This window comes from Pseudomonas sp. efr-133-TYG-103a (genome assembly GCF_030209235.1).
GTDB lineage: Bacteria > Pseudomonadota > Gammaproteobacteria > Pseudomonadales > Pseudomonadaceae > Aquipseudomonas.
The window spans coordinates 46,643-73,076 of the sequence record NZ_JARVSK010000014.1; the positions used below are offsets into that span (position 1 = coordinate 46,643).

Annotated in this window: 26 protein-coding genes, 1 tRNA gene and 2 pseudogenes; 16 read left to right on the forward strand and 13 right to left on the reverse strand. The window is 62.5% G+C overall.

What is annotated here, in order from left to right:
- Genes sctC through QRN36_RS12965 form a run of 3 tightly spaced genes read left to right on the forward strand, consistent with a single transcriptional unit; the run spans position 1 to position 2,683 of the window.
- Positions 1 to 2,121, forward strand: coding sequence for a type III secretion system outer membrane ring subunit SctC (gene sctC / locus QRN36_RS12955; protein WP_285424398.1), 2,121 nt, complete (start codon positions 1 to 3; stop codon positions 2,119 to 2,121).
- Positions 2,118 to 2,321 carry an HrpT family type III secretion system protein gene (gene hrpT, locus QRN36_RS12960; RefSeq protein ID WP_093458688.1) on the forward strand — a complete coding sequence of 68 codons (204 nt, stop codon included), beginning with the start codon at positions 2,118 to 2,120 and terminating at the stop codon, positions 2,319 to 2,321. The genes sctC and hrpT overlap by 4 nt, the downstream gene beginning before the upstream one ends.
- 2 nt (positions 2,322 to 2,323) lie before the next feature.
- The gene (locus tag QRN36_RS12965; protein ID WP_285424399.1) at positions 2,324 to 2,683 is read left to right on the forward strand and encodes a type III secretion protein HrpV; all 360 of its coding nucleotides are present in this window, start codon (positions 2,324 to 2,326) and stop codon (positions 2,681 to 2,683) included.
- A gap of 404 nt (positions 2,684 to 3,087) precedes the next feature.
- Here the strand turns inward: QRN36_RS12965 and sctU are convergent, their stop codons facing one another.
- The 12 genes from sctU to sctW are packed head-to-tail and all read right to left on the reverse strand — an operon-like array spanning position 3,088 to position 13,609.
- On the reverse strand, positions 3,088 to 4,164 hold the full coding sequence (gene sctU, locus QRN36_RS12970; RefSeq protein WP_285424400.1) for a type III secretion system export apparatus subunit SctU: 1,077 nt from the start codon (positions 4,162 to 4,164) through the stop codon (positions 3,088 to 3,090).
- Positions 4,161 to 4,955 carry a type III secretion system export apparatus subunit SctT gene (sctT, locus tag QRN36_RS12975; protein ID WP_285424401.1) on the reverse strand — a complete coding sequence of 265 codons (795 nt, stop codon included), beginning with the start codon at positions 4,953 to 4,955 and terminating at the stop codon, positions 4,161 to 4,163. The genes sctU and sctT overlap by 4 nt, the downstream gene beginning before the upstream one ends.
- Positions 4,956 to 5,222, reverse strand: a complete 267-nt coding sequence (gene sctS, locus QRN36_RS12980; protein WP_093458684.1) for a type III secretion system export apparatus subunit SctS — start codon at positions 5,220 to 5,222, stop codon at positions 4,956 to 4,958. It lies immediately after the preceding gene.
- Between the two features lie 7 nt (positions 5,223 to 5,229).
- Complete coding sequence (sctR, locus tag QRN36_RS12985) at positions 5,230 to 5,883, reverse strand: type III secretion system export apparatus subunit SctR (RefSeq protein ID WP_285424402.1); 654 nt, start codon at positions 5,881 to 5,883, stop codon at positions 5,230 to 5,232.
- Positions 5,880 to 6,320, reverse strand: coding sequence for a FliM/FliN family flagellar motor switch protein (locus QRN36_RS12990; protein WP_285424403.1), 441 nt, complete (start codon positions 6,318 to 6,320; stop codon positions 5,880 to 5,882). The genes sctR and QRN36_RS12990 overlap by 4 nt, the downstream gene beginning before the upstream one ends.
- Positions 6,310 to 7,047: a type III secretion system protein gene (locus QRN36_RS12995; protein ID WP_285424404.1), complete on the reverse strand. Its 738-nt coding sequence runs from the start codon at positions 7,045 to 7,047 to the stop codon at positions 6,310 to 6,312. The genes QRN36_RS12990 and QRN36_RS12995 overlap by 11 nt, the downstream gene beginning before the upstream one ends.
- A complete protein-coding gene (locus tag QRN36_RS13000) occupies positions 7,044 to 7,610 on the reverse strand; it encodes a type III secretion system HrpP C-terminal domain-containing protein (protein ID WP_285424405.1) in 567 nt (188 codons plus the stop codon). Before QRN36_RS13000 ends, QRN36_RS12995 begins: the two co-directional genes overlap by 4 nt.
- Positions 7,611 to 7,616: 6 nt before the next feature.
- Positions 7,617 to 8,063 (reverse strand): YscO family type III secretion system apparatus protein, encoded by a 447-nt coding sequence (locus tag QRN36_RS13005; protein ID WP_093458679.1) that lies wholly within the window; start codon positions 8,061 to 8,063, stop codon positions 7,617 to 7,619.
- Positions 8,064 to 8,067: 4 nt separating this feature from the next.
- Complete coding sequence (locus tag QRN36_RS13010) at positions 8,068 to 9,417, reverse strand: FliI/YscN family ATPase (protein ID WP_285424406.1); 1,350 nt, start codon at positions 9,415 to 9,417, stop codon at positions 8,068 to 8,070.
- Positions 9,414 to 10,385 (reverse strand): type III secretion system inner membrane ring subunit SctD, encoded by a 972-nt coding sequence (gene sctD, locus QRN36_RS13015; protein ID WP_285424407.1) that lies wholly within the window; start codon positions 10,383 to 10,385, stop codon positions 9,414 to 9,416. The genes QRN36_RS13010 and sctD overlap by 4 nt, the downstream gene beginning before the upstream one ends.
- Positions 10,386 to 10,403: 18 nt before the next feature.
- The gene (gene sctV / locus QRN36_RS13020) at positions 10,404 to 12,497 is read right to left on the reverse strand and encodes a type III secretion system export apparatus subunit SctV (protein WP_285424408.1); all 2,094 of its coding nucleotides are present in this window, start codon (positions 12,495 to 12,497) and stop codon (positions 10,404 to 10,406) included.
- Positions 12,497 to 13,609 carry a type III secretion system gatekeeper subunit SctW gene (gene sctW / locus QRN36_RS13025; RefSeq protein ID WP_285424409.1) on the reverse strand — a complete coding sequence of 371 codons (1,113 nt, stop codon included), beginning with the start codon at positions 13,607 to 13,609 and terminating at the stop codon, positions 12,497 to 12,499. The genes sctV and sctW overlap by 1 nt, the downstream gene beginning before the upstream one ends.
- A 244-nt stretch (positions 13,610 to 13,853) precedes the next feature.
- On the opposite strand from sctW, the gene QRN36_RS13030 reads away from it, so the two are divergent.
- The 10 genes and pseudogenes from QRN36_RS13030 to QRN36_RS13075 all read left to right on the forward strand — a co-directional run bounded on the left by QRN36_RS13030 (position 13,854) and on the right by QRN36_RS13075 (position 23,031).
- Complete coding sequence (locus QRN36_RS13030; RefSeq protein ID WP_285424410.1) at positions 13,854 to 14,405, forward strand: RNA polymerase sigma factor; 552 nt, start codon at positions 13,854 to 13,856, stop codon at positions 14,403 to 14,405.
- A 500-nt stretch (positions 14,406 to 14,905) separates the two neighbouring features.
- Complete coding sequence (locus tag QRN36_RS13035; protein ID WP_285424411.1) at positions 14,906 to 17,278, forward strand: type III effector HrpK domain-containing protein; 2,373 nt, start codon at positions 14,906 to 14,908, stop codon at positions 17,276 to 17,278.
- A 29-nt stretch (positions 17,279 to 17,307) separates the two neighbouring features.
- Entirely contained in the window at positions 17,308 to 18,279 is a 972-nt protein-coding gene (locus tag QRN36_RS13040) for a transglycosylase SLT domain-containing protein (protein WP_285424412.1), read from the forward strand.
- A 938-nt stretch (positions 18,280 to 19,217) separates the two neighbouring features.
- A pseudogene (locus tag QRN36_RS27565) lies at positions 19,218 to 19,508 on the forward strand (hypothetical protein); the annotation flags it as partial.
- A gap of 60 nt (positions 19,509 to 19,568) precedes the next feature.
- A pseudogene (locus QRN36_RS27570) lies at positions 19,569 to 19,781 on the forward strand (hypothetical protein); the annotation flags it as partial.
- Between the two features lie 153 nt (positions 19,782 to 19,934).
- On the forward strand, positions 19,935 to 20,081 hold the full coding sequence (locus tag QRN36_RS13055; protein WP_285424422.1) for a hypothetical protein: 147 nt from the start codon (positions 19,935 to 19,937) through the stop codon (positions 20,079 to 20,081).
- Positions 20,082 to 20,234: 153 nt separating this feature from the next.
- Positions 20,235 to 21,269: an Hrp-dependent type III effector protein gene (locus QRN36_RS13060; protein WP_285424414.1), complete on the forward strand. Its 1,035-nt coding sequence runs from the start codon at positions 20,235 to 20,237 to the stop codon at positions 21,267 to 21,269.
- Between the two features lie 15 nt (positions 21,270 to 21,284).
- Positions 21,285 to 21,767: a CesT family type III secretion system chaperone gene (locus tag QRN36_RS13065; protein WP_285424415.1), complete on the forward strand. Its 483-nt coding sequence runs from the start codon at positions 21,285 to 21,287 to the stop codon at positions 21,765 to 21,767.
- A 79-nt stretch (positions 21,768 to 21,846) separates the two neighbouring features.
- Positions 21,847 to 22,245, forward strand: a complete 399-nt coding sequence (locus tag QRN36_RS13070) for a RidA family protein (protein WP_285424416.1) — start codon at positions 21,847 to 21,849, stop codon at positions 22,243 to 22,245.
- A gap of 99 nt (positions 22,246 to 22,344) precedes the next feature.
- Complete coding sequence (locus QRN36_RS13075; RefSeq protein WP_285424417.1) at positions 22,345 to 23,031, forward strand: dihydrofolate reductase family protein; 687 nt, start codon at positions 22,345 to 22,347, stop codon at positions 23,029 to 23,031.
- 8 nt (positions 23,032 to 23,039) lie between these two features.
- On the opposite strand, the gene QRN36_RS13080 is transcribed toward QRN36_RS13075, so the two are convergent.
- Positions 23,040 to 23,927: a LysR family transcriptional regulator gene (locus tag QRN36_RS13080; RefSeq protein WP_285424418.1), complete on the reverse strand. Its 888-nt coding sequence runs from the start codon at positions 23,925 to 23,927 to the stop codon at positions 23,040 to 23,042.
- Positions 23,928 to 24,081: 154 nt separating this feature from the next.
- Here QRN36_RS13080 and QRN36_RS13085 point away from each other — a divergent pair, with 154 nt between their 5' ends.
- The 3 genes from QRN36_RS13085 to QRN36_RS13095 all read left to right on the forward strand — a co-directional run bounded on the left by QRN36_RS13085 (position 24,082) and on the right by QRN36_RS13095 (position 26,333).
- Positions 24,082 to 25,473, forward strand: coding sequence for an aldehyde dehydrogenase family protein (locus QRN36_RS13085; protein ID WP_285424419.1), 1,392 nt, complete (start codon positions 24,082 to 24,084; stop codon positions 25,471 to 25,473).
- A 143-nt stretch (positions 25,474 to 25,616) separates the two neighbouring features.
- Positions 25,617 to 25,692, forward strand: a tRNA-Asn gene (locus tag QRN36_RS13090).
- A gap of 347 nt (positions 25,693 to 26,039) precedes the next feature.
- Complete coding sequence (locus QRN36_RS13095) at positions 26,040 to 26,333, forward strand: hypothetical protein (RefSeq protein ID WP_285424420.1); 294 nt, start codon at positions 26,040 to 26,042, stop codon at positions 26,331 to 26,333.
- Positions 26,334 to 26,434: the final 101 nt, after the last annotated feature.

The window sequence follows — 26,434 nt, forward strand, 5'->3', positions numbered from 1 at the left end:
ATGCGCAAGGCTTTTATGTGGTTGCCTTTGCTGATGATCGGCATCGTGACGCCGACGCTGGCGGCGGTTCCTGACGCCTGGAAACATACCGCTTATGCCTACGATGCCCGTCAGACCGATCTGGCGACGGCACTGGGCGACTTCGCCAAGGAATTCGGCATCGGCCTGGACATGGCCCCGGTTCAAGGCACGCTGGACGGCCGCATCCGCGCCCAGAATCCGCAGGAATTTCTCGACCGGCTGGGTCAGGAGCATCACTTTCAGTGGTTCGTCTACAACGACACCCTGTACATCAGCCCGACCAGTGAACAGACCTCGGCGCGGCTTGAGGTGTCGCCCGACGCGGTGGACGACCTGCAACAGGCGCTGACCGATGTCGGTCTGCTGGACAAGCGATTCGGCTGGGGCGCCTTGCCCGACGAAGGCGTGGTGCTGGTCCGCGGACCGGCGAAATACGTCGACTTCGTGCGCAGCTACAGCAAGAAAGTCGACGCGCCGGAAAAGGCGGACAAGCAGGACGTGCTGGTGTTTCAGCTCAAATACGCCAACGCCGCCGACCGCACGATCCGCTATCGCGATCAGGAACTGACCGTTTCCGGGGTCGCCAGCATTCTCCAGGAGCTGCTTGAGAGTCGCTCCCGAGGCGCGTCGATCAACGGCGTCAACCTGTTGCAGGGCGGCGGTGGAACCGCCAGTGGCCTGGGCAGCAGCACCGGCATGGCCGGCGCCGGAATCGGCGGGATGAATTACGGCGGTCCCGACGACAGCGTGCTGGACACTGGCCAGTTGCAGCAGAACGTCGACCGTGTGCTGGGGCTGTCCGGCAAAAGCAAGGGCGGCAGTTCGAGCTCATCGAGCCGCGCGAAGATCCGCGTCAGTGCCGACGTTCGCAACAACGCCGTGCTGATCTACGACCTGCCCAAACGCAAGGCGATGTACCAGAAACTGGTCAAGCAACTCGACACACCGCGCAATCTGATCGAGATCGATGCGGTGATTCTCGACATCGATCGCAACGAGCTGGCGCAGCTGTCCAGCCGCTGGAACTTCAATGCCGGCAGCGTCGGCGGCGGCGCCAATCTGTTCGAGCAGGGCACCAGTTCGACGCTGTTCATTCAGGACGCCGGGAAATTTTCCGCCGATCTGCACGCGCTGGAAGGCAATGGCGCAGCGTCCGTCATCGGTAACCCGTCGATCCTCACCCTGGAAAACCAGCCAGCGGTCATCGATTTCAGCCGCACCGAATACCTCACCGCCACGGCCGAACGGGTGGCGAATATCCAGCCGATCACCGCCGGCACCAGCTTGCAGGTGATTCCGCGGTCGCTGGACAAGGACGGCAAATCCCAGGTTCAGCTGATTGTCGACATCGAGGACGGCCAGATCGACACCTCGCAGATCAACGAAGATCAGCCGGCCGTGCGCAAAGGCAACGTCAGCACGCAGGCGGTCATCGCCGAGCATGGATCGCTGGTGATCGGCGGTCTGCACAGCCTGGAGACCACTGACAAGGTCAACAAGATTCCGTTGCTCGGCGACATTCCGGTGATCGGCAAGCTGCTGTTCCAGTCGCGCAACCGTGAGCTGAACAAGCGCGAGCGGTTGTTCATCCTGACCCCGCGCCTGATCGGCGATCAGGTCAATCCGGCGCGTTACGTCGAGAAGGGCAATCCTCACGACGTCGACGATCAGCTCAAGCGCATCGATGAGCGTCGCGACGGCGGCGAGGAGCCGACCCGGGGCGACGTCCAGAACGCTTTCACGCAGTTGCTCGACGGCGTGGCACCGGTGGGCTTCAGCAGCGGTGAGACGCTGCCGTTCGAGGCCGACAGCCTGTGCGACCCGGGCGAGGGGCTGGTGATGGATCGTCAGCGCTCGCAGTGGTTTTCGAAGAAGGACTGGGGCGTGGCAGTGGTCGTCGCCCGTAACACCACCGGCAAGCCGCTGCGCATCGATGAGAGTCATTGCGGCGGACGCTGGGTCATGGGCGTCAGCGCCTGGCCACATGCCTGGGTGCAGCCCGGCGCCGAAAGCGAGATCTACATCGCCGTTCGCCAGCCGCAGGTGTCCAGCAAAGCCAGACAGAACCGACCTTCGCTGCTCAAGGGGGCTACACGATGAACCTGCGTGGTTTTCTGATCCTGTTTCTGGCATTCGCCACGCTGGCCGGCTGCGCAAGCCGGGGATGCTCGGGTTACGCGTGCAAGCGGCCCGATTCCAACGACCGCGAACTGGTCATCTGGTGGCCGCCGGACATGCGCCAGGGCATCGACGAGCGTGATCACGAACTGGATTTCACTGTTGTGCCACTGAAGGACTGAGCATGATTCGGGTATCGGAAAAAGCGGCGTTCTACGCGCATGTTGCCGCCGAACGCGCGGCGATCTGGCCGGTGGCGAGCGGGGTGGCCTTCGTCAGCCGGCGCGAACATCGCGACTGGGGCATCGCCCTGCACATCGAGGGCCGGGCACTGCGCCCCGAACAACTGCGCGATGCGCTGGAGCGGCGTTTTTCGCAGGCTGAGCGGTTCAACGACTATTTTCTGTTTCTGGACGTGCAGCGCGACTTCGTGGTCTGGCATGCCGTCCCGCACACCGCTGAATCTCCGGTCAGCCTGGACAGCATTCGACGTCATGAATTGATGCTGGCGGGCCTGGACCACCTGAGTGACATCAACCCCTGAACTGCCGACATCAAACAATGCGCAACCCCCGTGGGCGTCAGCCAACTGGCGCCCACGACCTTCCGCCCTCGACTGATCACCTGCACCGCACACCCACTCAATGACCCACGCCGCGCAAGCCCTGCGACCAGGTTCCCGTAGGAGCGCGCTCGCCCACGAACACGTCCGCAGCACACACATCTCGCTCAATGACACGCCGCGCAAAGCCCTGCCACCCCGTCCTGTAGGAGCGCGCTTGCCCGCGAACACGTCCGCACAACCGACAACCGAATCGATGACCCACCTCCGAACAATGCTCGACATGCACCTGCGCACCTGCGAATGCGCGCTTCAACGCGAGCACGTCGAATGAGGTCCCACGAAGGGCAGGTCATGCTACAGACGGGGGCCGAACGCCTCACGCTTTACGCGTCTTCGATCCGGATCACTTCATCGGTGACTTCCTCCAGCTGGCGCACGACCTGGTAGATGTGCGCCACCGCGAGGAGTGTAGGGCGGGGGATGTATTTGCCGGCTTTGACCTTGTACAGCGTGCGCGCCAGCCAGATGCTCTGCACCACCGGGATCCCGGCTTTCCTGGCTCGGGCGATCAACGCCAGGGCGTCGTCGTCCTCGCCCTTGCAGTGAATCAACGGCAGCGGCGTCTGCCCCGGCCGGTAATACAACGCCACGGCATAGTGAGTCGGGTTGACCACCAGCATGTCGGCGTCCTCCACCGGTTTGGCCGGGGCGGTCGGCTCCTGATTGAGCAGTTCATGGGCGAGCTGGCGACGATGGCCTTTGATGTGCGGGTCGCCCTCGGACTGCTTGTATTCCTTCTTGATGTCCTCGTGGCTCATGCGCAGTTTCTTCGCGTGGAAGTATTTCTGCAGCGCGAAGTCGACGGCCCCGATCACCGCCAGCAGCCCCAGCGTCGCGCGCAGGATGTGTCGGAAGACTTCCAGCAACGCATGCCAGTAGGTGGTCAGGTCGGTATTGGCCAGCAGAATCAGCGCGCCGAGTGACGGTTTCACCACCGAATACAGGGTCGCGGCGATCGCCACGGCTTTGAGCACACTCAGCAGCAACGTGGTCAGGCTCTGCGCCGAGAACATCTGCTTGGCATGGGCGAAAGGGTTGAGCTTGTTGATGTCGATTTTCAGGGCTTTCGGCGCGAACAGAAAGCCGATCTGAATCCAGCTTCCGACCATGCGCATCAGCATCGCCATGCCCACGCTGCTCAGGATGAAGCCGATCAACACGCTCATGCCTTCGCTGGCGACTTGCTCGACGCTGTGCATGAACGGCTTGCCGATGCCCTGGAACGACAGCGACATCAAGTGATGCAGCCGCGCGACACTTTCATCGGCCAGGCTCAGCGTGATCTCGCTGACCACCAGCAGCACCAGCAGCTTGGCCAGATCCTGACTTTGCCCGACCTGGCCTTTTTCCCGCGCATCACGCAGCTGTTTGGGCGTCGCTTTTTCTGTTTTTTCGCTCACGGCAGATGCACCAGTTCGCTCAACAGGTGTTTGAGGTCCGCCAGTTGCAGAATCTGCCCATTGCCCAGTTCCAGCAGCGTCGGCAGGTAAATGAGCAGGAATGCGATGCCGGCCATGCTCTTGGCCGGCATCGCCAGAATCGAGACGTTCAACTGCTGGGCGTACAGGCCGATGATCGCCAGCGCCGCCTCGATCAGCAGCAACAGCCCGATGAAGGGCGCGGCATACAGCATCATGTGCTGCAAGGTCTGGTTCAGTTGTTCGAGGAACAGATTCAGGCCATCAACGGTCATGCCCGGCAACCAGGCGGTGGGCGGCCAGACCTGATAGCTGTCCCAGATCACCTGGGTGATCAGCGACAGCCCGCCCGTGAGAATCACCAGCATGATCAGGGTTTCCTGGAACAGCTCGCCCATGGGGGTCGCATCAGGCCCGAGGGCCGGGTTGATCTGCCCGCCGCTCAACGCGCCGCGCTGGCTGTCGAGCAAGGCGCCGACCGAGGCGAACATCCAGAACGGCGCATACAGCAGCAGGCCGAGGAGGGTGCCCAGCACCGCTTCCTTGAGCAACAGCGCGCCGATGGAAAACCAGTCGTCATTGAGCGAAGACAGCGCGCGGCTGATGGTCGGCGCCGGCACCATCGACACCACCAGCACCACGGCATACCGCAGCGGGCCTTTCAGGTATTTGAAGCAGAAGGCCGGTACCAGAATCATGCACGGCAAAAGCCGCGCAGCGGCCAGGCCCATACCCAGCATCAGTTCGAACAGCCCCTGCGCGTCGAACGGCATCTAGTGCGCGCCCCCGGAACGGGCAATCAGGTCGAAGGCCATGTTGATGAACTGGATCAGCTCCACGCCAATCCAGCGGCCGGTCATCGCCAGGGTCAGGCCCACAGCCGCCAGTTTGATGCCGAAGGGCAGGGTCTGGTCCTGGATCTGCATCAGCGCCTGCAGCAATGAGGTGATCACGCCCACCAACACCGCGACCCCCAGAGGCGGCGCGGTGAGAATCACCACCAGGAACATGCCCTGCTTGAACAATGCCAACGCTTCCATGGCTGCCTCACATGTAGGAATAGAACAGGCTGTCGAGCAGGCGTGTCCAGCCTTGCACCAGCACGAACAGCAGCAGCTTGAGCGGCAGCGAAATGGTCATGGGCGAGACCATCTGCATGCCCAGCGCGAGCAGCAGGTTGGAAACGATCAGGTCGATGACGATGAAGGGGATGTAGATCAGAAAGCCGATCTGAAAGCCCGCCTGCAACTCCGACAGCACGAATGCTGGCACGGCCAGCAGCAGATCGCTCTTGCTGGCCTGATCGGCCATGTCCTTGGGCCACATGCGCTGAGTGTTGTCGAGCAGATGAGCGATCACGTCGGGGTCGGTGTTGCGGGTCATGAAGCGCTGCAACGGCTCGATGACCGTGCTGGCGCTGGCCTGCAGTTTCTCGGTGCTGCCCAGTTCGATCGGGTGCTCGTGTACCCGCTGCTGAATTTCGTGAGCGACCGGCGCCATGACAAACATAGTGGCGGCCAGCGCAATGCCGTACATGGCCATGTTCGGCGGCACTTGCTGCACGCCGATGGCGTTGCGCGTGATGAGCAGCGTCATGGCGATTTTCAGAAATGCCGTGCAGACGATCAGCAGAAACGGAATCAATGACAAGGCGCCCAGAAACAGCGCCAGCATGACCGGGTTCATCCCGTCCATGATCATACAGCCGACGCCATCCGGGTGATTTGCAGACCCAGGCGCCCGTCGATGTCGACCAGTTCGCCTTCGGCGACGACCCGCTCGCCATGGCACAAGGTGGCAAATCCCGGGGTGATGCCGTTGACCGGCAGTGTCGTCCCGGCGGCCATGCGCCGCAGGTCACCCAGGGTCAGGTTCACGCTGCCGCAGCGCAGGGTCAGCGCCATCGGCAACTGGTCCAGCGGATCGAGCGGCTGAGCATGGAGCTCGGTTGCCCCGGCCGCCTGGGTGTCGTAAGCGTCCTGCGGTGCTTCCTGCCATTCAGATTCGGCGGGTGCGGCGTTCATCTCATCGTGCGTTTGGTCCCCGCCGTAGGCGTCCTCGTAGCTTTCCGGCACGGCCTCATGGTCGTCATCCGTCAGGCTGTCGATGTCGTCCTCATACAACGCTTCATTGGCCATGTCCCAGGGTTTCCTCGTGGCTGAGCCGTACGTACAGCTGATGTTCGTGACTGTCTGTCTGTACTGCCCATTGCCGACCGGCCAATTTCAGCTGGCCATGGCCCTCGCTGTCGAAATGGCTGTGAAGCGGCAACAGCACGTCGCCCGGTTGCAGCGAGGCCAACTGTTCCAGGGTCAGTGACAACTGACCCAGTTCCAGTGGCTGAACGATCGGCCAGTCATCGGCAAGCGCCTGGCGATGCCGGTGCCAGCCTTGACCGTCGAGCAGACGCTGGATCACAGCGGCGTCGGCGCAGAGCAGGCCATCGAGGGTCTGCTCGCCCAGCGTCAGTTGCAGCCGGCACGTGACCGTTTTCTCCGGCGCGTCGCCCACAGGCAGCACAGTGTTATCGCTGAGTGGTTGCAAGGGGCAAAACAGTTCCGCGAGGGCCGGACTCAGCCGCTGATTGAGCAAATCCCAATACCAGGCCTGATGTTCGCCACTCAGGGTCACGGGCAGTTCGCCCATCAGGCTGAGCATGGCCTCGGCGTCGCTCAGGTGCAGCCGGCCAACGGCGCTGTCGAAGCCGGTCAAGGTTCGATGGGCGCTGGCGTGGGGCGGCAGGGCCGTCAACGTAAGTTGGCCTTGCAGGCCTCTGGCGCTGAACATCAGGCTGGCGCCGGCGCCGAGTTGCCGCGACACCCGGGCGACGAGGTCGTCGACTTTTCGCAAACGCAGCGCAGTCATGCCTGCAGCTCCTCATGGAACGACAGCTCGACGTCATGCCCGAGCGCCCGCGCCAACGCGTCTTCGCAAGCCCGTTGATGCGGTTGCACGCGCTTGAGCGCGCTGCGTCGGGCGAAGCCCAGCTCGACCGTCCACTGGTTGTCACGCTTGCTGGCGTTGACCTGGACCTTGCCCAGAGTGGGCATCAGCAGCGTCACACTGAACGGGCCATCGGGTTGCGCCGGCAAGCGCTCGGCCAGTTCATCGATCAGTTGCGTCGGCACGCCGTCGCTGGGGGCGAGCATGCTGAACCCGCTGCCGGAATAGCCGGATTGCTGAGGTTCTTCGCTGACCGGCGTCACCAGCAATTGAGAGAAGAACAGACCGTCGGCACTCAGCGGTTCATCCGCCGCAGGTGCGTTGCACAGCGCGCGCAGGCGTTCGGCATCGCTGCGTCGCCCTGCGCCAGGCAGTCCGCGGTTGTCAGACTGCGCAGGCGACCCGGACGGCAAGGGCTGCGGCTGCGCGGGGCGCGACTGCACCTGAGGCTGGGGGCGGGGCGGGTGTTTGATCGGCGTATTCATCGCGACTCAACCTTGTTCGTTGATGGCTTCAGCCAGACAGGCCAGTTTTTCCACGGCGCGCTGCGACGCCTTGGCGGCATCCCTGGCCTGAGCCAGGCGTTGCTGCTGTTCGTCGATGCCCAGACGTTGCTGCTGCACGTCCTGGCGGATATAGGCCAGACGATCGAGCATGCGGTTTTCCTGTTCGTGCCAGCGGTCGAGGTCATTCAGGGCCATGGCTTTGTTCAGGTGGGCGTCGCTCAGCACCTGGCGCCGTTCGCGCTGATTGTCACGCTCCTGGGCGTAGGCGTTGCGCGTCTGCTGCAAGTGCTCGTGCATGTCTTCCAGCGCTTTCTGCGCGGTGCGTTGTGCGCGCTCGGCGCTGGCCTGACGGTGCTGACGCAAGGGCGTAAGGATGCCGATGACGTGCTCCATCGCCAGTCGCTGCGGGTCGGCTTCCAGTTCTTCTTCCATGGTGTCACTCCGGCAGTTGCGCGGTGAGGTGCATCAGGGCGTCCAGGGTTTCCTGCAACGGCACCGGCTCGCGCAGGTCCTGACGCAGAAAGGCGTTGATCGGCTCGTTCAGCTGCACGGCACAATCGGTGACCGGATCGCCGCCGGGCTGGTATTCACCCAGACGCAGCAGCATTTCGACCTGTCGATAAGCGGCCATCAGGCGGCGCAGACGGTTGTTGGCCTGCTGATGCTCGCGCCCGGTGACGTTGCTGAGAATCCGGCTGATGCTCGCTTGCACGTCGATTGCCGGGTAATGCCCGCGTTCGGCCAGTTTGCGCGACAGCACAATGTGACCGTCGAGCAGCGAACGCACCTCGTCGGCGACCGGATCGTTCATCGAGTCCTGTTCAATGAGCACGGTGTACAGCGCGGTGATCGAACCGGTTTCGCTCATGCCCGCGCGTTCGACCAGACGCGGCAGCAGCGTGTACACCGAAGGCGGCAGGCCGCCGCGACCCAGTGGCTCGCCAGCGGCGATACCGATTTCACGCTGGGCGCGGGCAAACCGGGTCAGTGAATCGAGCAGCAACAGCACTTTCATGCCACGTTCGCGATAGGCCTCGGCAATGGCTGTGGCCGTGAACGCGGCGCGGGCGCGCTCCATGCTGGAGCGGTCCGAGGTGGCGCAGACCAGCACCGAGCGTGCGCGCAGGGTCGCGTCCAGCTCGTGATCGAGAAACTCGCGCAGTTCACGTCCCCGTTCCCCGATCAGGCCGAAGACGATCACATCGCAATCCATGTTGCGCGCCAGTTCGGCCATCAGTGTGGTCTTGCCGCAACCGGCTCCGGCGAACAGACCGACGCGCTGGCCCTCGCCGAGCAGGATCGCGCTGTCGATCGCGCGCAAGCCGGTGGGCAGCGCGCGGGTGATGCGCGGGCGCTGGGTCGGAGGCAATGCATCGGCGATCACCGGCAGGGTGACGCGACGATCGCCGGGGCCAGCGAAGGCGCCCTGGGAATCGCCCAGCAACGGCCGGCCGAAGCCGTCGAGCACGCTGCCCAGCAAGCTGTTGTCAACGCCGATGCGATGGGCCATGCCCAGCGGCCGGATAGGTGCACCGACCTGAATGCCGTCCGGCGTGCCCAAGGCGCTGAGCAGGGTGCAGTCGCGGGTGAAACCGACGATTTCAGCCAGCATCGCGCTGCCGTCGGATTTGCTGACTTCACACAGGTCGCCGACCTTGGCCGCCGGGATCTGGCACTCGAGCAGGATCCCGCTCACGGCGCTGACCCGGCCGCTGACCCGCACCGCCGAAAACTGGCTCAGCCGGTGACTGTGCAGGGTTTTCCATTGGGCGAGGGCGGCGTTCACCAGTTCACCTCGTAATGGCGTTCGCCGTCGAATTGAATTCGGTTGTCGTCGATGCGGGTCAGGCGCAATCCGGCCAGTTCATCGCCCACGTACAAGCGGTGGCCGTCGGCAGTCACCAGGTGCGCATGGGGGCCCGACATGATTTGCACAATGGTGAAGGGCAGGCCGTTGCTGGTCGCCGTGACGTTATCGATCAGCGCGACGGGCGATTCGTAGCGATCCTTGAACCGCTGCAGCATGCGTTGATAGACCAGCTGCGATTCGGCCTTGAGGTTGCCGCTCAGTGCCAGGCCTTCCGGGGTCTGCTGCACGTTGACGTCGCTGAGCAATCGCTCGCTGAGCATGGTGTTGAGCTGGCGCCTGACCTCGTCGACAGTGCTCAGCTGGATGCGTTTGTGCGCCGGTTCAGCCGTGCTCCGGCGCTTGCTGGGAGTGGCCGCGACGTTGTGAGCCGGTGCACCGGTTGCCACTTGCTCGGTCACTGGCGCTGCGCTGCGGGTCAGGCTCCAGGCGCTGCCCGCGATGCCCAGTAACACGCCGATCACGATACCCGTGGTGCGATTGAGCAACCGCGAGCGGGACTCGACTTTCTCCAGCGGCGGGGCAGTGTGCGGCGCTTCGGCGCGAGCTTCGGGCTCGGCGTTGGCTGTGGCGATGACGGCCGGTACTGACGGCCAGGCGTCTTCGGCCGGGGACACGCACAGCCACACCGAGCCGAGCACGAACGCCGTGTTGGGCGTGAGTGCGGTCGTCGCGTGACGATGACCTTCCTCGTCGCAGATGCTGCCGTCGGCGGCGTTCAGCACCCAGTTATCCCCTTGGCGCTGCAGGTGGCAATGCAGTTGCTCGACGCCTGGGTCGTGCAGGGCCAGATCCTGTTCGGCGTGCGAACCGATCGCCCACTGTTCGCCCACCAAAGGCAGCGCCGCGCCCTGATGCAGGCCGGTCAAAACCCTTAATTCATACATGTGTCGCTCTCCAGGGGCTCAAGCGGCGTACTCGCTGTCCAGCGCTTCGAGGTCTTCTTCCAGGTCGAAACGGCCCAGCACCTTGACCTGCGCCGCGTTGCTGATTTCGGCAAAAGACAGCACCGGCACGTGGTAGAACTCTTCCTGCAGCAACGTGCGCAACGGGCTGCGCAGGTCCTGCGCGACCAGCAGCACCGCCTGTTCCGGTGTGCGCACCGGAAACGCGATGTGCAGCTGTTGCACCAGCAACTGACTGGTCTCGTTGTCCAGCGCGAAGAACGTTTCGGTCTGGGTCTGGCGCAGTCCGTCACGCAGAATGCCTTCGCTTTCCGGGGTCAGTACCCAGACCAGCAAGCCCTCGGCGCCGCAGTACTGGTGATAGATCTGCGACTTCAAGGCGATGCGCACGTAGTCGGCGAGCACGGTGACCTCACGCTCGTGCTGACCGTGCTCGATCAGGGTTTCGGCGATCACGCGGATGGCCCGCAGCGGCACGCATTCGGAGGCCAGGCGCTGCAACACCGCGGCAAACCGCGCCAGCGGCAGCACGCGCTGCATCTCTTGGGCAAGCTCGGGTTGTTCGGTCTCCAGCCAGCCGAGGATGGCTTTGGTCTCCTGCAGGCCGATGAATTGCGGGCCGCATGCCTGCAACGCGCGCTCCATGCGTTCGATGATCAGGGTCATCGCGTCGACACGCTCGATCTGCCCCTGCTGCAGTTGAGGATCATCGGCGGGCATCCACAGCCATTGGCCCTCCTGACGTTCAGTGGTGCCGTACACCGCGTCCTGCGGCGAATCGTCGAGCATGCGCGCGTCCACGGCGACATGGCTCTGGGTGAAGGTCGCCTTGAGCAGCGGCACTTCGTAGACCGAGAAGCGGAATTCATCGGGCGGCAGGTGTTCGGCCTGCTCGATGATGAACGACGGCAGGGTGAGGCCGTATTGCACCACCAGGCGGTTGCGTCGCTGGCGAATTTCGCTGACCAGTGCTTCGACCTGCGCCGGGTTCTGGCTGGGGTGAAACTGCAACACGAACTGGCGGCTGGGGGAGAACGTGCGCAAGTCTTCACGGCCGTTCATCTCCGGCGCGACGGCGATTGCCTGAGCCTGCTCGGCCTTGGGTTTCGCCCGCTGAAGCTGGAGCAGACCGCCGCTGCCGCAAATGATCGCGATCACGATGAACACGGCCGTCGGCATGCCCGGCAGTGCTGCGAAACCAAGCATCGCCACCGCCGCGATGATCCACGCCTTGGGCTGGCTGGTGATCTGTTCGGCGATCTGCCGGCCGATATTGGCCTCGGCGCGGTCCTCATCCGGCACGCGGGTGATGATCATGCCGCAGGTGACCGAAATCAGCAGCGCGGGAATCTGCGCGATCAGGCCGTCGCCGATGGTCAGTACCGTGTACACCTGCAACGCGTCGCCGGCGCTCATGTTGTGCTGGACCACACCGATCGCGATGCCGCCGATCATGTTGATCGCCACGATGATCAGGCTGGCGATGGCGTCGCCGTTGACGAACTTCATCGCCCCGTCCATGGCGCCGAACAGTTGGCTTTCCTTGCCCAGTTCGGCGCGCCGCTTGCGCGCTTCATGAACGCTGATCAGGTTGGCGCGCAAGTCGCTGTCGATGGACATCTGCTTGCCCGGCATGGCGTCCAGGGTGAAACGCGCACCCACTTCGGCGACCCGTTCGGAGCCCTTGGTGATGACCAGAAAATTGACCACCGTGAGGATCAGGAAGATCACCATCCCCACCGCAAGATTGCCGCCCACCACGAACTGGCCGAACGCCTCGACGATGTGCCCGGCGTCCTGGTTGAGCAGAATCAGGCGCGTGGTGGAGATCGACAGCGCCAGCCGAAACATGGTGGTCAGCAGCAGGACCGCCGGAAACGTCGAGAACGCCAGCGGTCTGGGCAAGTGCATCGCCAGCATGATCAGCAGGCAGGAAATACAGATGTTGATGGCGATCAGCACGTCGACGAGCCCGGTGGGCAGCGGCGTGATCATCATGAAGACGATGGCGATCACCACGAAGGCGCCGACGATTTCCGAGCGGCGCATGGCCGCCAGGGCGATCTGGTTGAGCAGGTTGATGACACGATCCATCAGGCGAGGCCCCCCTGGAGCTGGTTCTGTTCCTGCCGAGTCAGTTCGGCCATGAGGATGAGCAGGTTGCCCAAGGCGTTCTGGCGGCTTTTCATGTCGCGCCAGAGGAGAATCGGCAACTGCTGCAGCATCGGTCGCAGGCCGTTGAGGAACGCCAGCTGATGCTTGAGTTGCTTGCCGCCGATGTGTTGCGTGAGTTGCAGGGTTTCGTTGAGGCTCATGCCCTTGCCGGACAGCGCCAGCAGGTGTTTGAGGAAGGCCGCCGGGTCGACCTGCAGGCCGGGATTCTTGTTGCGCATGCGCCCCAGCAGGTGCTCGCAACCTTGCAGCAGCGTGGCGACGTGACGAGCGGTGTTGAGCCCGTGCATCAAGGTGCGCAGTTGCTGCGGCGATGTCGACGGCGTGAGCGAGGACAGGTCGTCGGCGATGGCGCTGCGCATGTCGCGCAGGTTCAGTTCGAACTCGCCGGCCTCTTCCCGCTCATTGATCAGGGCATCGATCAGGCCTGTGATATTGGGCTGGCCGCTGACCGCCACGCTGTACAGATTGCGCAGGGTGCCGCGTCGCTTGTTGTCGATGTTCGGCCGCGAGAACGCCTTGGCGCTGTTCATGCCCGCGCGTGCACGTTTGCCGTACTTGCGCCGCAACAGTTTCAGTTGCTCGGTCAGGACCACGTGCTCGCCGGTTTCGCCGTCGGCCTGGGCCTGTTTTCTGGCGGCCTGCAACACCACATGGGCTTTGGCCGCGTCGCCTTCGGCGAAGCTGAGAATCTGCGCCAGGCTGGCGGCGTTCTGCTTTTGCAGCTGCTTGCGCAGGTTGCGCGCCGCATCGTCCAGGCCCTTGTCGTGGCTGCCCATCAACTGCTGATACAGCTCGCCCAGCTTCACTGCGCGCGATTGCAGCGCGTTGCTGCTGGCAATCAGTTCACGCTGGTTGAGGCTGCGGCTCTGCTGAACCAGCGCCGAGGCAAAGCGTGCAACCTGTTGCGGCGTGGTGCCGCCGATGTTTGGCGGGTTGCTGCGCAACGACGTCACAGGCGTCGCCGCTGCCTTCGCCGGCGCAACGGCTGCTGTCTGTAGCACGGGTGGGGCAGAAGGGGCGGCGATTTTCATAGGACGATTCTGAGCGGGGTCGTGCGCTCTGAGTGGGTCCTACCGGTGAAGCGGTTCCATCTGTTTGCGAGGGAGGGACGCTGTGCCAAAAACCGTTGGCGATTCAGCGTGGTCGCGCAAGTTTTTGCACAGATCCGTCAGTCATGTTTTTTAAAAACGTTATAAATCAATGAATTGCCGTACTAATTTGGATGGCACGCATATCGCTATAGGGCTAGCACACTTCAAACAAGGAAGAGCCCTGATGTTTCCAAGCCTCGCGATACTCGACATCGACCCCTCTAGCCGCCGCAACAACGATGGCATTCGTCAACTGACCAGTGACCAGGTGAAGATGATTCGCGCGTTCATTCAGAAGCGTGTGATGAATCCGGAAGACGTCGATGACATCCTGCAAAGCACCTTCCTCGAAGCGCTGCGCAGCGAGCACAAGTTCCAGAACGCAAGCAAGCCGCAGACGTGGCTGTGCGGGATCGCGTTGAATCTGATCCGTAACCATTTTCGCAAGATGTATCGCCAGCCCTATCAGGAAAGCTGGGAGGACCATACCCATTCCGAAACGGACAGCCACAGCGACATCGGCCATCAGGTCGATGGGCATCGTCAGTTGGTGCGGGTGGTCAGGGCGATCGGCAGTCTGCCGTCGAACATGCAGCGGGTGATCGAGGTGTCACTGGAAATGGACGGCAACTATCAGGAGACCGCGACCTCACTGGGCGTGCCGATCGGCACGGTGCGTTCGCGTCTGTCTCGCGCCAGAGAACAATTGAAGCGGCAGATGGATCCGTTCGCCTGAAGCATTCGACCGACCAGGCGAGCGTTTACCGAACACCATCTGAGCGACGTGTGGCTCAGAGGTGTTCGGAAACGGTGGCTGCATTGACCAGGTCGTACAGGGCGAATGCACGGTTGACCAGGCAAACGGTGACGGCGGTGAGGGCGACGGCATTGATGATGTGGAGAGTCATGGTCGTAAGTCCTGTCGGAGCGCGTTGGCCGGTAAGTGATGGGGCGATGTTACGCGAGCCCCGGCAAAGCTGAAGACAATCGCCTTCATGGTGGACATTAACCAGAATGATGGAGCGCCGCGCAGGCTCTGGGTTGCGTGTCCTGTGCCTGTTGCCGCTGCGCGCGCATTGTCCGTTTCGGCGATTCGGGTAGCGCGGCTGCGGTTTTTCCTCACACGGGTTACGGCATTGCGCGTCGGCCGGTCGACACAAACCGAAACATTTATCGGAACCGACCGCGGCATCGAACCACACAGTTGCCATCCTTCACTCCCGGATGGCGACTCCCATGCGTATTTCAAGCAGCCCTTTCAGCGGTATCGCACCTCAACCCGGCAGCGGCGATTCAATCCAGGAGCCTCCGCTGAATAACCCGAAACTGGCGCTCGCGCGGAACGGCGGCGGCAATCCGAATATTCAGTTCGGCGCCACGCTGTTGCAGCCGGGCAGCCCACCCGAAACCGGCAACACGACCCAGAGCACCGAGCAGCGGCTGCTGTCTCTTTTGACCCAACTCACCCAGCTGTTCAAGGGTCAGTCGCAACCGACCGGCGCCTCGCAGCCGGGCGTGACGCCTCAGGCCAGTGGCGGGGCGAGCGCCGCACCGACGCAAGGCGCAACGGGTGCAGAAAAACCGGCTGCGGTGAACGATGTCAGCGCAAAAGGTGCAGCGTCACCGGTCGCGTCCGCCACGCCGGAAGAGGCGCCCAAGGCGTCGGAGGCGAAATTTCTCGACGACTCCAAATACTCTTCGCCCAAGGAGCTGGAGCGCTGGGCGCCGATGGTCGCCAATCTACCGCCCGATCAGCGCGAGCAGGCTGCCAAGGAGCTCAATCGACCCATCGCGGCGGCACGCATGGCCGCCGAAAAAGGCCCCGATTCTGCCAAGGCCATGGAATTCATCAATGCCAATCCGTCGCTGAAAACCGCGATAGACACGGGCAAGCACGGGGGCAAGGCGGACGGCAAGATCACCGACGGCGACCTCAACGCGTTCGCCAAGAACATGCAGAAAGCCGCGGACAGCGCCGACAAGGACATTGCCAATTACCAGAAGGATCATCCGGACGCGGACCCTCAGTCGCTGGAGATGGTCCGCAGCGCCGCGCTGATGCGCGCCAACGAGCCGCTGACCAAGGCTGCCGACCCCAAGCACGCCGCCGGTGCCGAAGACAAAACCAAGGTCGACGGCCTGACCAGCGCCGACGGCCTCAAGGCCATCGAGAACGACAACCCGGGCCTTGCTGGCCCGCTCAAACAGGCGGCAAAAACCTGGTCGCAACCCGGCTTCCTCGGCCAGATCGACCAAGGCGGTCTGGAAGGGCGCAAACTGGCGGCCAATAGCCCGGACAAATTGTTCAGCGCGAGTAACATCAGTGACTGGATCAAGAAGCAGGCGCCCACCAACGGCGGCGAATTCGCCAGTGTGCTCAACGACGCCGCGACGCTGAACTCGGTCGCCGATGTCGACATCAGCAAGCTGGGCAAAGACGTGTTCGACAACCCGTCGGCCTACAGCGGTGAGCAGAAAGCCGCCGTGATGGTGAAGTTGCAGCAGACCCAGCGCAGCGTCATCGCGGGCGAGGATCTGCGCAAAACCGAGAAGACCGAAGACGCGCTCAACGAAAAAATCGGCCAGCTGCAGGCCGATCCCGATGTTCAGGCCTTCCTCGACAAACAGATCCCGCAGCAGTCTCGCGCGCTGGTGGGCAGTTCGCCGTCGCTGCAGAAGGCCGTCAACGAGCAGATGCAGAAGGTCAACAGCGGCCAGGCCTTGCAGACCGATCTGAACACCGCGGACAAGGCCACCAGCAAAGACAAGCCCAACGCTGACTACAGCAGCGCGCTCGGCGGTCTGTCGGCGCAGTTGCAGATGCAAAAGGACCTGCTCGGCCCCGACGCCAATGTTTCGACCGCGCAACAGGTCATCGGGCAGCGTCCGGATCTGCAGGGCCGGATCCAGAACTCCTACGTGAGCAATTTCAGTGAAGGTGGCGCGGTCAAGCAACTGCTCAATCAGAAGAAGGCCGACGGCGAACAGGCACTGAATTCAGCCGATGCGCAAAAAGCAGCCTATGACAGCGTGCTGCCGGATGACTTCGTCCAGGGCCAGCAGGCGAATTACGTGCAGTCCACGTTTGCCCAACTGCAGGACTCCAAGGCCGGGCGCAAAGTGCTCGATCAGGCCAACGGCGACAAGGATCACGCGCCCTCGATGGCCGCTCAGGTCGCCTCGCAGATGGGGCCTGCCGCGCTGCAATCGGTCATGGGGTTCTCATCGGTATCGGACATGCTGGCCCGGGGCGACAAGACCGACGCGGCGAAAACCATTTACGACAGCACCAAATCCGGCCTTTCGGCGGCCAAGCACGGCTATGACGCGGTCGCCAAGTCCGCCGGCCGGGCAGGCCTGGGCGAAGTGGCGGCCAAAGTCGGCGGGCGCGTGGCCGGCATGGTCGTGGGCGAAGCGGCCGGGATGGCGGCTGGCGCGGCCATCGGTGCGTCTATCCCTGTGGTTGGCTGGATTGCCGACGCGGCCATGAGCCTGGGCTTCGGCATTTCGGCAATCATCGAAGCGGTGAAAAAGCACAAGGCGCAAAAAGCCTTCGACCACAACGTCGACCCGGTCCTGGACCAGTTTGGCATCCCCAAAGCCCATTGATTTTCCCTGACCTGAAGAGGTAAACGATCATGAGCATGGCAATTCGGCCCCCGGTAACGCCCAGTTTGCAACCTACGGACTTCTCGTCCCTGAGTGGCAAGAACGGGCAAAACAACTCGCTCGGCGGTGGCAGCGGCAATCAGGCCATCGACCCCAGCACCTTATTGTTCGCCAACCCCACGCAGTCGCAAGTCAACTTCGCTCCGCCCAACAGCCAGGATCCCCAGACCGCGGCGGCAAGCCCGCTGTCCGGCGCCAACAACCAGACGGGCATTGCGCAGCAACTGATGTCGCTGCTGATGGAAATGCTGCAGATGCTCATGCAGAACAATCCCAACCAGCCGCAGACCCAGAACCTGGCAGCGCAGAACAATGAGGGCGGTGGCACCGGCGGCGGTTCGGGCGGTATCGACGGCGGTGCAGGCGGTGGTGGCGGGGCAACGCCGAGCGGTGCTGCCGAGGGCGGCAGTGGGGTGAGCAACCCGACCACCAGCGCCGCCGGCAACGTCTCCAACGACACCACACTCAGCGGCTCGGGCGATTTGCACCTGCCCAAGCAACTGGAACCCTACCGCAACGACATCATGGACGCGTCCAAGGCGACGGGTGTCCCGCCGAGCATTCTCGCCGGACAGATCTGGGCCGAATCGCGCGGTCAGTTGGGCCAGGACACCACCAACGTCAACGGCAAGACCGATGCCGGCCTGATGCAGGTCAATGCTGACACCTTCGCCGGCTTGAAGAAGGAAAACCCCGACCTGCTCGGCAATGCCGACGTCAACAATGCCCACGACAACATCATGGCCGGCGCTCTGTACATGCGCGATCAGCAGAAGGCGTTCGGCGACTGGGGCTCGGCATTGCGCGCCTATAACTCAGGGCCGGACAAGGTCAGCGGCAACCTTTCGGACGCAGGTGGCGTAGGCGATCCGAAGTACGTCGACAATGTCATGAACTTCGCGAAAATCATCGAGAGCGGCCAAGGGCAGTTGCCTGCCTGACCGACGCCTTCCTCCATCGGCAGATTGACCTGACTGCCGGCAGCGCTGGCTGCCGCACCAGGTGGTCTGCCTGTTTCTGTAAGTGTCTTTGCAAGTCTCTTTGCGCTCGCCGCCCGCTGCAGGATGTCCGCGTGGGCAGGTATCTTCTCTCGCAATGTGTGCCGATTTCTTTCCCGTTGCCATGCCATTACGCGCCAGTTGGCCCCGAGCGATGCCCAGTCGGCTGCTGCCGGCTTTCTGTCATTCATGCCTGTCACCTTTATTAAAATCAGTTACTTGCGCGGTCTGATCGCACGTCAAGTAGCGCGACAGATAAAGTTGTGCACCTTAATGGTTCATGTTGCGTCCGCGTATTGTTACCGTCACGCGATTAATCCGATTTCCGCGACAGTCAATTTCAAAAACAACAACTTGCTTAGTTGCGCGCGCGACTGGGATCATTAGAACCAGTGACGCGAAACAGTATCGAAGTGAACAAGACTGAGTGGCTTGCCATCGGGCGGAAACGCCCTGCGGCGCGGGCGCGAATGCTTTGGTGAGACTATGCTGAGCAGGCGCGAAATCATTTGATGATTAACCATCTGGTACACAGTGCCGTGTTGCTCCGCTCAGTCATAAGCATGAACCTGTTTGTAATAACCGCCGTTCTATTGAACGGTGGTTTGCATATGAGTTGAGAACGGCAACTTTCCGAGCATCTTGCTCACATCAACCGGCATTGACCCTTGGAGCAATCGGTTATGAAGAGACAATTGATTTGGGGCCTTACGGTTTCCGTATTGGCTTTGGGTATATCGGCTGCTTACGCGGCCTCCGATGTGAACGATGGCAAGACAGTCGCCGAATATGGTTCGGAGAAAGTAGGCCCCAATCGCACCGCATCTGATGGTGCCGACCATGTTGGCGCCAATGCCACCGCTTCCGATGGTGCGGACCGTGTGGGTGCCAATCGTGTAGCGGCTGACGGCGCCGACCATGTTGGCGCGAATGCCACTGCTTCCGATGGCGCTGATCGTGTCGGTGCAAATCGTGTGGCGGCTGACGGTGCTGATCGCGTTGGCGCAAACCGTGTAGCAGCTGACGGTGCCGATCGCGTTGGCGCAAACCGTGTGGCTGCCGATGGCGCTGATCGCGTTGGCGCAAACCGTGTGGCTGCCGATGGCGCTGATCGTGTTGGTGCAAACCGCGTTGCTGCTGACGGCGCTGATCGCGTTGGCGCAAACCGCGTTGCATCTGACGGTGCTGATCGCGTTGGCGCAAACCGCGTTGCTGCTGACGGTGCTGATCGCGTTGGTGCAAACCGTGTTGCGGCTGACGGCGCTGATCGCGTTGGCGCAAACCGGGTTGCGGCCGATGGCGCTGATCGCGTCGGCGCAAACCGCGTGGCGGCCGACGGCGCTGATCGCGTTGGCGCAAACCGCGTGGCAGCTGATGGCGCTGATCGCGTTGGCGCAAATCGTGTAGCAGCTGATGGCGCTGATCGTGTCGGTGCAAATCGGGTTGCAGCTGATGGTGCTGATCGTGTTGGCGCAAACCGGGTTGCTGCTGATGGCGCTGATCGTGTCGGCGCAAACCGCGTGGCAGCTGACGGCGCTGATCACGTGGGGGCCAATGCCGTGGCGGCGGATGGCGCTGATCATGTCGGTGCCAATGCCGTGGCTGCCAACGGCCAGCCTGAGCGCGGCCTGGCATCCGATGGCTCGGACAAGACCGGTGCCAATCGTGTGGCGGCCGACAAATGGGACCGCATGAAAGTGCGCGAACTGGCCGGTGAACTCTGCTACGAGTGCCTGACCAAGTAACCCCTTGAAACGGCCACCCGGCACCTCGTCGGGCTGGCCGTTTTCTTCAGCACGTCACCGTGCTGGCGCCTCACACCCCAGGCTTCACGAAGCCGGAACCTTTCCCCACCTCACGACCACACATGGCCAAATCCTTTGAAGAAGGTGATTGCCATGCCGTTGTCGACATCCGCGCCCGGTTTCACACGATCGACGCATCACTTCAACACCCGCGACCCGGAGGCACCGGTCCTGAGTCGGCGCGTGCTGGAGCGCCATAACCACGATCATCATGGGCGGACCGTCACGGTTTCGGTCGGCGAGATGAATGCGTTGACCCATGCCAACGCGGCCATCGACGACACCTGGCGCATTCTCAATCTCGGCTCGGGCAATCAGGAGCGGCATGTCAAACGCACGGAAGCCGAGGCCTTCAAGCGTACAGTGGTAGTGTACGACCAGAACCGAAACGGTCACTTCGATTACGATGCCGCACGCACGGCTGCGCGTTTTCAGGCGGGCAACTGCGATCAGATGGCCGTGGTCAACGCTGCGCTGCTGGCCACCTCGTCGTTGCAACAGCCTGTGTCGATACTGGTTGCACGGGACGTGGGCCACACCTTCGTCGAAGTCGGCGATTCGCGGGCAACCAACCGCACGGTGATTTCCGATGCCTGGCCTGAATTCGGCAGGGCAATGCGGCGCAAGGATTTCTCCTTGCTGGGTGAGAATCCCGAGACGGTTGCACGCTTTGTGCCCGAGCGGCGTCCGGAGATTCGCGAAGAGTTGCTGCGTGGCGACAAGGCCACTCAGCGCGAGGTCGATCAACAATTCTCCCGCCTGCGTCCGCGCGACCCGATCGGCGGGCCACGTTTGCTCGACAAGGTGCTGCGCGACGAGCGCCTGTACATCCAGCCTCACGCATCCAGCAACCTGGGTGTCAGCTATCGTGGCGATGATCGTCACGGTGACTTTCGACGCGCCGATCAGAACTTCACAGAGCGTCAGTTCAGGCAGCGTCTGCGGGACTCGGGCATCGACCCAAGAACCGGCGCCCCGCGCCCGCGCGCAGCGGTGCCCGAACCGATTGCCACCACCGTGCCGCTGCGTCGCACCACCACCCACGACCATAACTATGCCGACACGCCGCCCCGGCGTCGGGCGCGGGCGAACTCGTTCGTCGATCGCTTTCGCAATATCCGCCTTTGATGTGAGGACTCAGCCATGGCAAGCCAGCTAAAACAGGTACTGCTTCCGGTGTTTCAACTGCTGCGGCTCGATGGCCGCGAGCTGGATGCGGCCACCAGTTACGTCATGACCCTGGAAAGCGGTCTGAGCGTCGAATTCAAGGAAAGCCCCAACGACTTCCTGACCATGAGTTGCCTGCTTCCGGTGTCCGAAGAGCGGTTTGCCGATCCCGAAACCCTGGCGATCCTGCTGCAGACCAATTTGCTGGGCCTTGAGCATCCGCCGATCCTCACGGGCGCACTGGTGGAGCAGAAGAAGGTGATTCTGTGGGCCAGGCAGCCTTTTCAACTGCTCGACAGTGCCGCGATGGGGCGCTTGTTCGAGCGTTTTACCGAGCAGGCGCAGAAGATGGAGCAATGGCTGGCGGTGCCGCTGCGGGCGCCTGAACAGAAAACCGCCGCTGCGCCAGCTGACCGGCCAACCCGTTTGAGCACAGGGCCTGCGGGCGCGCGGCTTTGATCACGAACGACGTTGACGATTGACCCTCAACGCCCGGCCAGACCTGATAGATTCGCTATTTTTCAGTGAGAGAGCAGCAATGACCGAGCGCGAGATTATTGTTCCCCACGCCATGAAAGCCATCGTCGAACGGGCCGGTTATGCGCCCGCCGTCAGGGTCGGCGATCTGCTGTTCTGTGCCGGGCAAGTCGGTCGCACGGCGGATTTGCAGGTCATCGAAGACCCGGAGCAACAGTTCACGGCGGCCTGGGAGAACCTGCGCAGCGTACTGGCGGCCGCCGATTGCTCGTTTGAGGACGTCGTCGAAATGACCACCTACCACGTCAACATGTCGCAGCACATGGCGGTCTTCAGAGAGGTGAAGAATCGCCTCTTCCCCAAAGGGCTTTGCGCGTGGACCTGCATTGGTGTGTCGGAGCTGGCGCACCCCGGGCTGCTCGTGGAAATCAAATGCATCGCCGCGCGGCGAGTCGCCTGACTCGCAACGCGACCGGCGGGTGCGAACGGTGTCTGCGCGCTGAACTAACCGATGGCGTTCCGGGTCGGCTCTAGACCACCCATTTCCATGGAGCCTGCCATGCAGCCTTATGTCATCTGTCACATGATGTCGTCCCTCGACGGCCACGCGCTCACCGACGGTTGGGATCGTGCGTTCAAGAAGTCGGCAGGGGATCTCTACGAAACACTCGCGCAGACCTTCGCGTTCGATGCCTGGATCTGCGGTCGGGTAACGATGCAGGAAATTGCCCACGACGAGGGCTATCCCAAGGGCATGGCGAAGACGCCGATCCCACGCACGCATTATTTTGCCGAGCGCAATGCCAAGGCCTACGCCGTGTCGATCGACCCCCACGGCAAAGTCGGCTGGAAGAACAATCAGGCGCTGGATTCACACGTCATCGAAGTGCTGACCGAAGGCGTGTCCGATGACTATCTGTCGTACCTGCAATCCATTCAGGTGTCCTACATCTTCGCCGGAAAACACGACATCGATCTGGCCATGGTGGTCGACATTCTGGGCTCGGAACTGGGCTGCAAGCGCCTGATCGTGGAAGGCGGGCCACATGTCAGTGGTTCATTCGTCAATGCCGGATTGGTGGATGAGGTCAGTGTGCTGATCCTGCCGCTGATCGACGGTCGCGGCGAACACCCGGCGTCGTTCGAGGTTTCAGCCGAGGCCTGGAAACAGCCCGCCCACCTGACCCTGACCTCAGCTGAGGTGCAGGAAGGCGGCGCGGTCTGGCTGCGTTACACAATAGCCTGACGGGTTCTTCAGGCTGGCTGCGGCGCGGGCTCAGTGACGGTCGCGGCCTGAACCAGGTCAATGAACGCGTTCAGGGCCGGCGAGCGGCCGCCGCGGCGCCAGGTCAGCCAGATGTTCAGGTAGCGAAATTCTTCGCTCAGCGGATAGGCGTTGACGTTGCGGCTGCCCGGCATGCTTTCGAGCATGCTGCGCGGCACCATCGCCACCCCCGCGCCCGCGGTCACACAGGCCAGCATGCCGTGATAGGACTCCATTTCGAAGATCTTCCCGGGCGTTGCCATGTCGGCCCTGAACCAGGACTCGAAGTGGCGTCGATAGGAACAGTTCTGGCGAAAGGCATAGACCGTTTTGCTGCCGACATCCTGCGCCCGCGTCACCGGGGGATGACTGGCGGCGGTGATCAGCAACATTTCCTCCTCGAACAATTCAATGCCTTCCAGCTCCGGGTGGCGCAACGGCCCGTCGACAAATGCCGCGCTCAATCGGCCTGACAGCACGCCATCGAGCATGTCGCCCGACGGGCCTGTGGAGAGGTCCAGCTCGACCTTGGGGAAGCGCTGGTGGAAGTCGGCGAGCAGGGAAGGGATGCGCACCGCCGCGGTGCTTTCCATGGAGCCCAGGGAAAACACGCCTTGCGGCTCCGAACCGGACGTTGCCTGCCTCGCCTCATCGACCAGTTCCAGAATGCGTCGGGTGTAATCCAGGAAGGTCCAGCCCGTGGCGGACAGGCGCAGGCGCAGCTTTTCACGAATGAACAGGTCGACGCCCAGTTCCTGCTCCAGTTGTTTGATGCGTGTGGTCAGGTTCGACGGAACGCGGTGCAGGCGCTGAGCCGCGGCCGTGATGCTGCCTTCTTCGGCAATGGCCTTGAACAGCTCGAGTTGGGTCAGGTCCATGGAGGTTCTCTTTATCATTCTCGAATAGAGAATGAATGCTTGATAATTATTCATTATCGGAAATTTTCGCCAAAGCCTATCGTTGTCTCAGGACTTCAGCAACGGGCGACTGCCTGGCGGTGAGGGTCACATCATTTTCAGGAGGTATCACGTCATGTCGAAACACGCATCCACGTCACACGCCATTTCGCTGAATCCCGCCAATGGTCAGGTGTTCGCCGAATATCCTTTCGAGCAGGCGGATGATCTGGAGCGTTCGCTGGCCCGGGCCGCTGCAGGCTTCAAGACCTGGCGCAAAACGCCGGTCAGTGCCCGTGCAGAACAATTGCGCAAGATGGCCCAGGCATTGCGTCACAACGCCGAGACCATGGCGCAGATGATCACGGCGGAAATGGGCAAGCCGATTGTTCAGGCCCGCGCCGAAGTCGAGAAGTGCGCCGTCACCTGCGAGTGGTACGCCGAAAACGGCCCGGCCATGCTGGCGCCGGAGAAAACGCCCGTCGAGAACGACAAGGCGTACATCGACTACTTGCCGCTGGGCTCGATCCTCGCCGTGATGCCGTGGAACTTCCCGATCTGGCAAGTGATGCGCGGCGCCATTCCGATGATCCTGGCGGGCAATACCTATGTGCTCAAGCACGCCCCCAATGTCATGGGCTGTGCGTACTTGCTGCGTGACGCCTGGGCCCAGGCCGGTTTGCCGGATGGCGTGTTCGAGGTGATCAACGTCGGTAACGAGGGCGTGTCCACGGCCATCGCCGACCCTCGCATCGCGGCGGTGGCCGTCACCGGCAGCGTCCGCGCTGGTTCCGCCATCGCTGCTCAGGCCGGTGCGGCGTTGAAGAAATGTGTGCTGGAATTGGGCGGCTCCGATCCATTCATCGTGCTGGCTGATGCCAATCTGGACGAAGCCGTGAAAGCCGCCATGGTCGGGCGTTTCCAGAACAGCGGGCAAATCTGTGTGGCCGCCAAACGCATCATCGTCGAAGAGGCCGTGCTGCCCGCGTTCACTGAGAAATTCGTCGCTGCGGTCAAGGCGTTGAAGGTCGGTGACCCGCTCGTCGACGCGAACTACGTCGGCCCGATGGCCCGTTACGATTTGCGGGATGAGCTGGACGGTCAGGTCCAGGCGACCCTCAGCGAAGGCGCCACTCTGTTGCTGGGCGGCCAGAAGCTGGAAGGCGAGGGCAACTATTACGCGCCGACCGTTCTGGCTGACGTGCGTCCGGGCATGACCTCGTTCAAGGAAGAGCTGTTCGGCCCGGTCGCGTCGCTGATTGTCGCCCAGGACGCCGAACACGCGGTGGAGTTGGCGAATGACAGCGAGTTCGGCCTGGCTGGCAGCGTCTGGACGGCCGACGACAACAAAGCACGCGCGATCGCCGCCCGCCTGGAAACCGGTGGCGTGTTCATCAACGGCTACACCGCGTCCGACGCGCGCGTGCCGATCGGTGGCGTTAAGAAGAGCGGTTTCGGTCGCGAACTGTCGCACTTCGGCATCCGCGAGTTCTGTAACGCCCAGACGGTCTGGCTGGATCGCCGTTGATCGGACGTTGACCCGATGAGTCGGCCCCGCGTGACCTTCATCACGCGGGGCAGGTTTCAGGCACGCAAGCGGGAGTCGGTTATTGCAAAAAATTTCGCCCGATTGCTTGACTTCCCTTTTTCAATCAGTAAGATAGCGCGCATTCCGCGATAGCTCAGTTGGTAGAGCAAGTGACTGTTAATCACTGGGTCCCTGGTTCGAGTCCAGGTCGTGGAGCCAAATTCCAGAAGGGCGAGCAGGCATTTGAGGACCAGACGTCACACCGGCAACCGGGTGACTGACCTCAAAACTGCTCGACTGCTCTCACGCTGTTTCCCTCATTATCTTCCCCTCATCGATTCATTCTGAACTGACACCGCTTGTTCGCGCTCCATCAGCGTGTTGATCTGCGCGTCGCGTGCGGTTGTTCCTGCATTCCACTGCCAGCCTCTGACAAGTTTGTCGAACTCAACGTAAGCTGCATCCAGTGACGCCCCAGCCTCGTATCTAAAGGAGGCCGGAAATTCCGGGATGTCGAAAGCGTCTTGCGGGGCGGCGAGGCGTGTGGTTGTGCGAAGGGGGATAGTATGTGGAAGCGAAAGCGGCGCGAGTCGCTTGCTCAGGATCTCTACGATACTGCAGACGATCTGTTATTGCTGGCGCGGCAGCTGATGGAAGTGTCGGTCACGCTGAAAGATGCAGGCGACTCGAGTGGGGCATTGTTGACGACCCGAATGGTGTTGACGCTGCAAGACCGGGAAATCTCGTTGCGAAGTCACGCTGATCGTATGGTGAACACCGGAAATCTGGGACGCCGGGCGACAGACCGGATACCGCCGTCCCCGCCCGCCAAAGGCAGCGACGCCGACACCGGCGCCTGACGGCAATGCGGTCAGTCAGCAGGACCGGCTTCAGCCGCGATATCCTGGCATGACGCAGCCAACAGTAGGACCGGCTTCAGCCGGGAAGAGGCCGGTGTGGG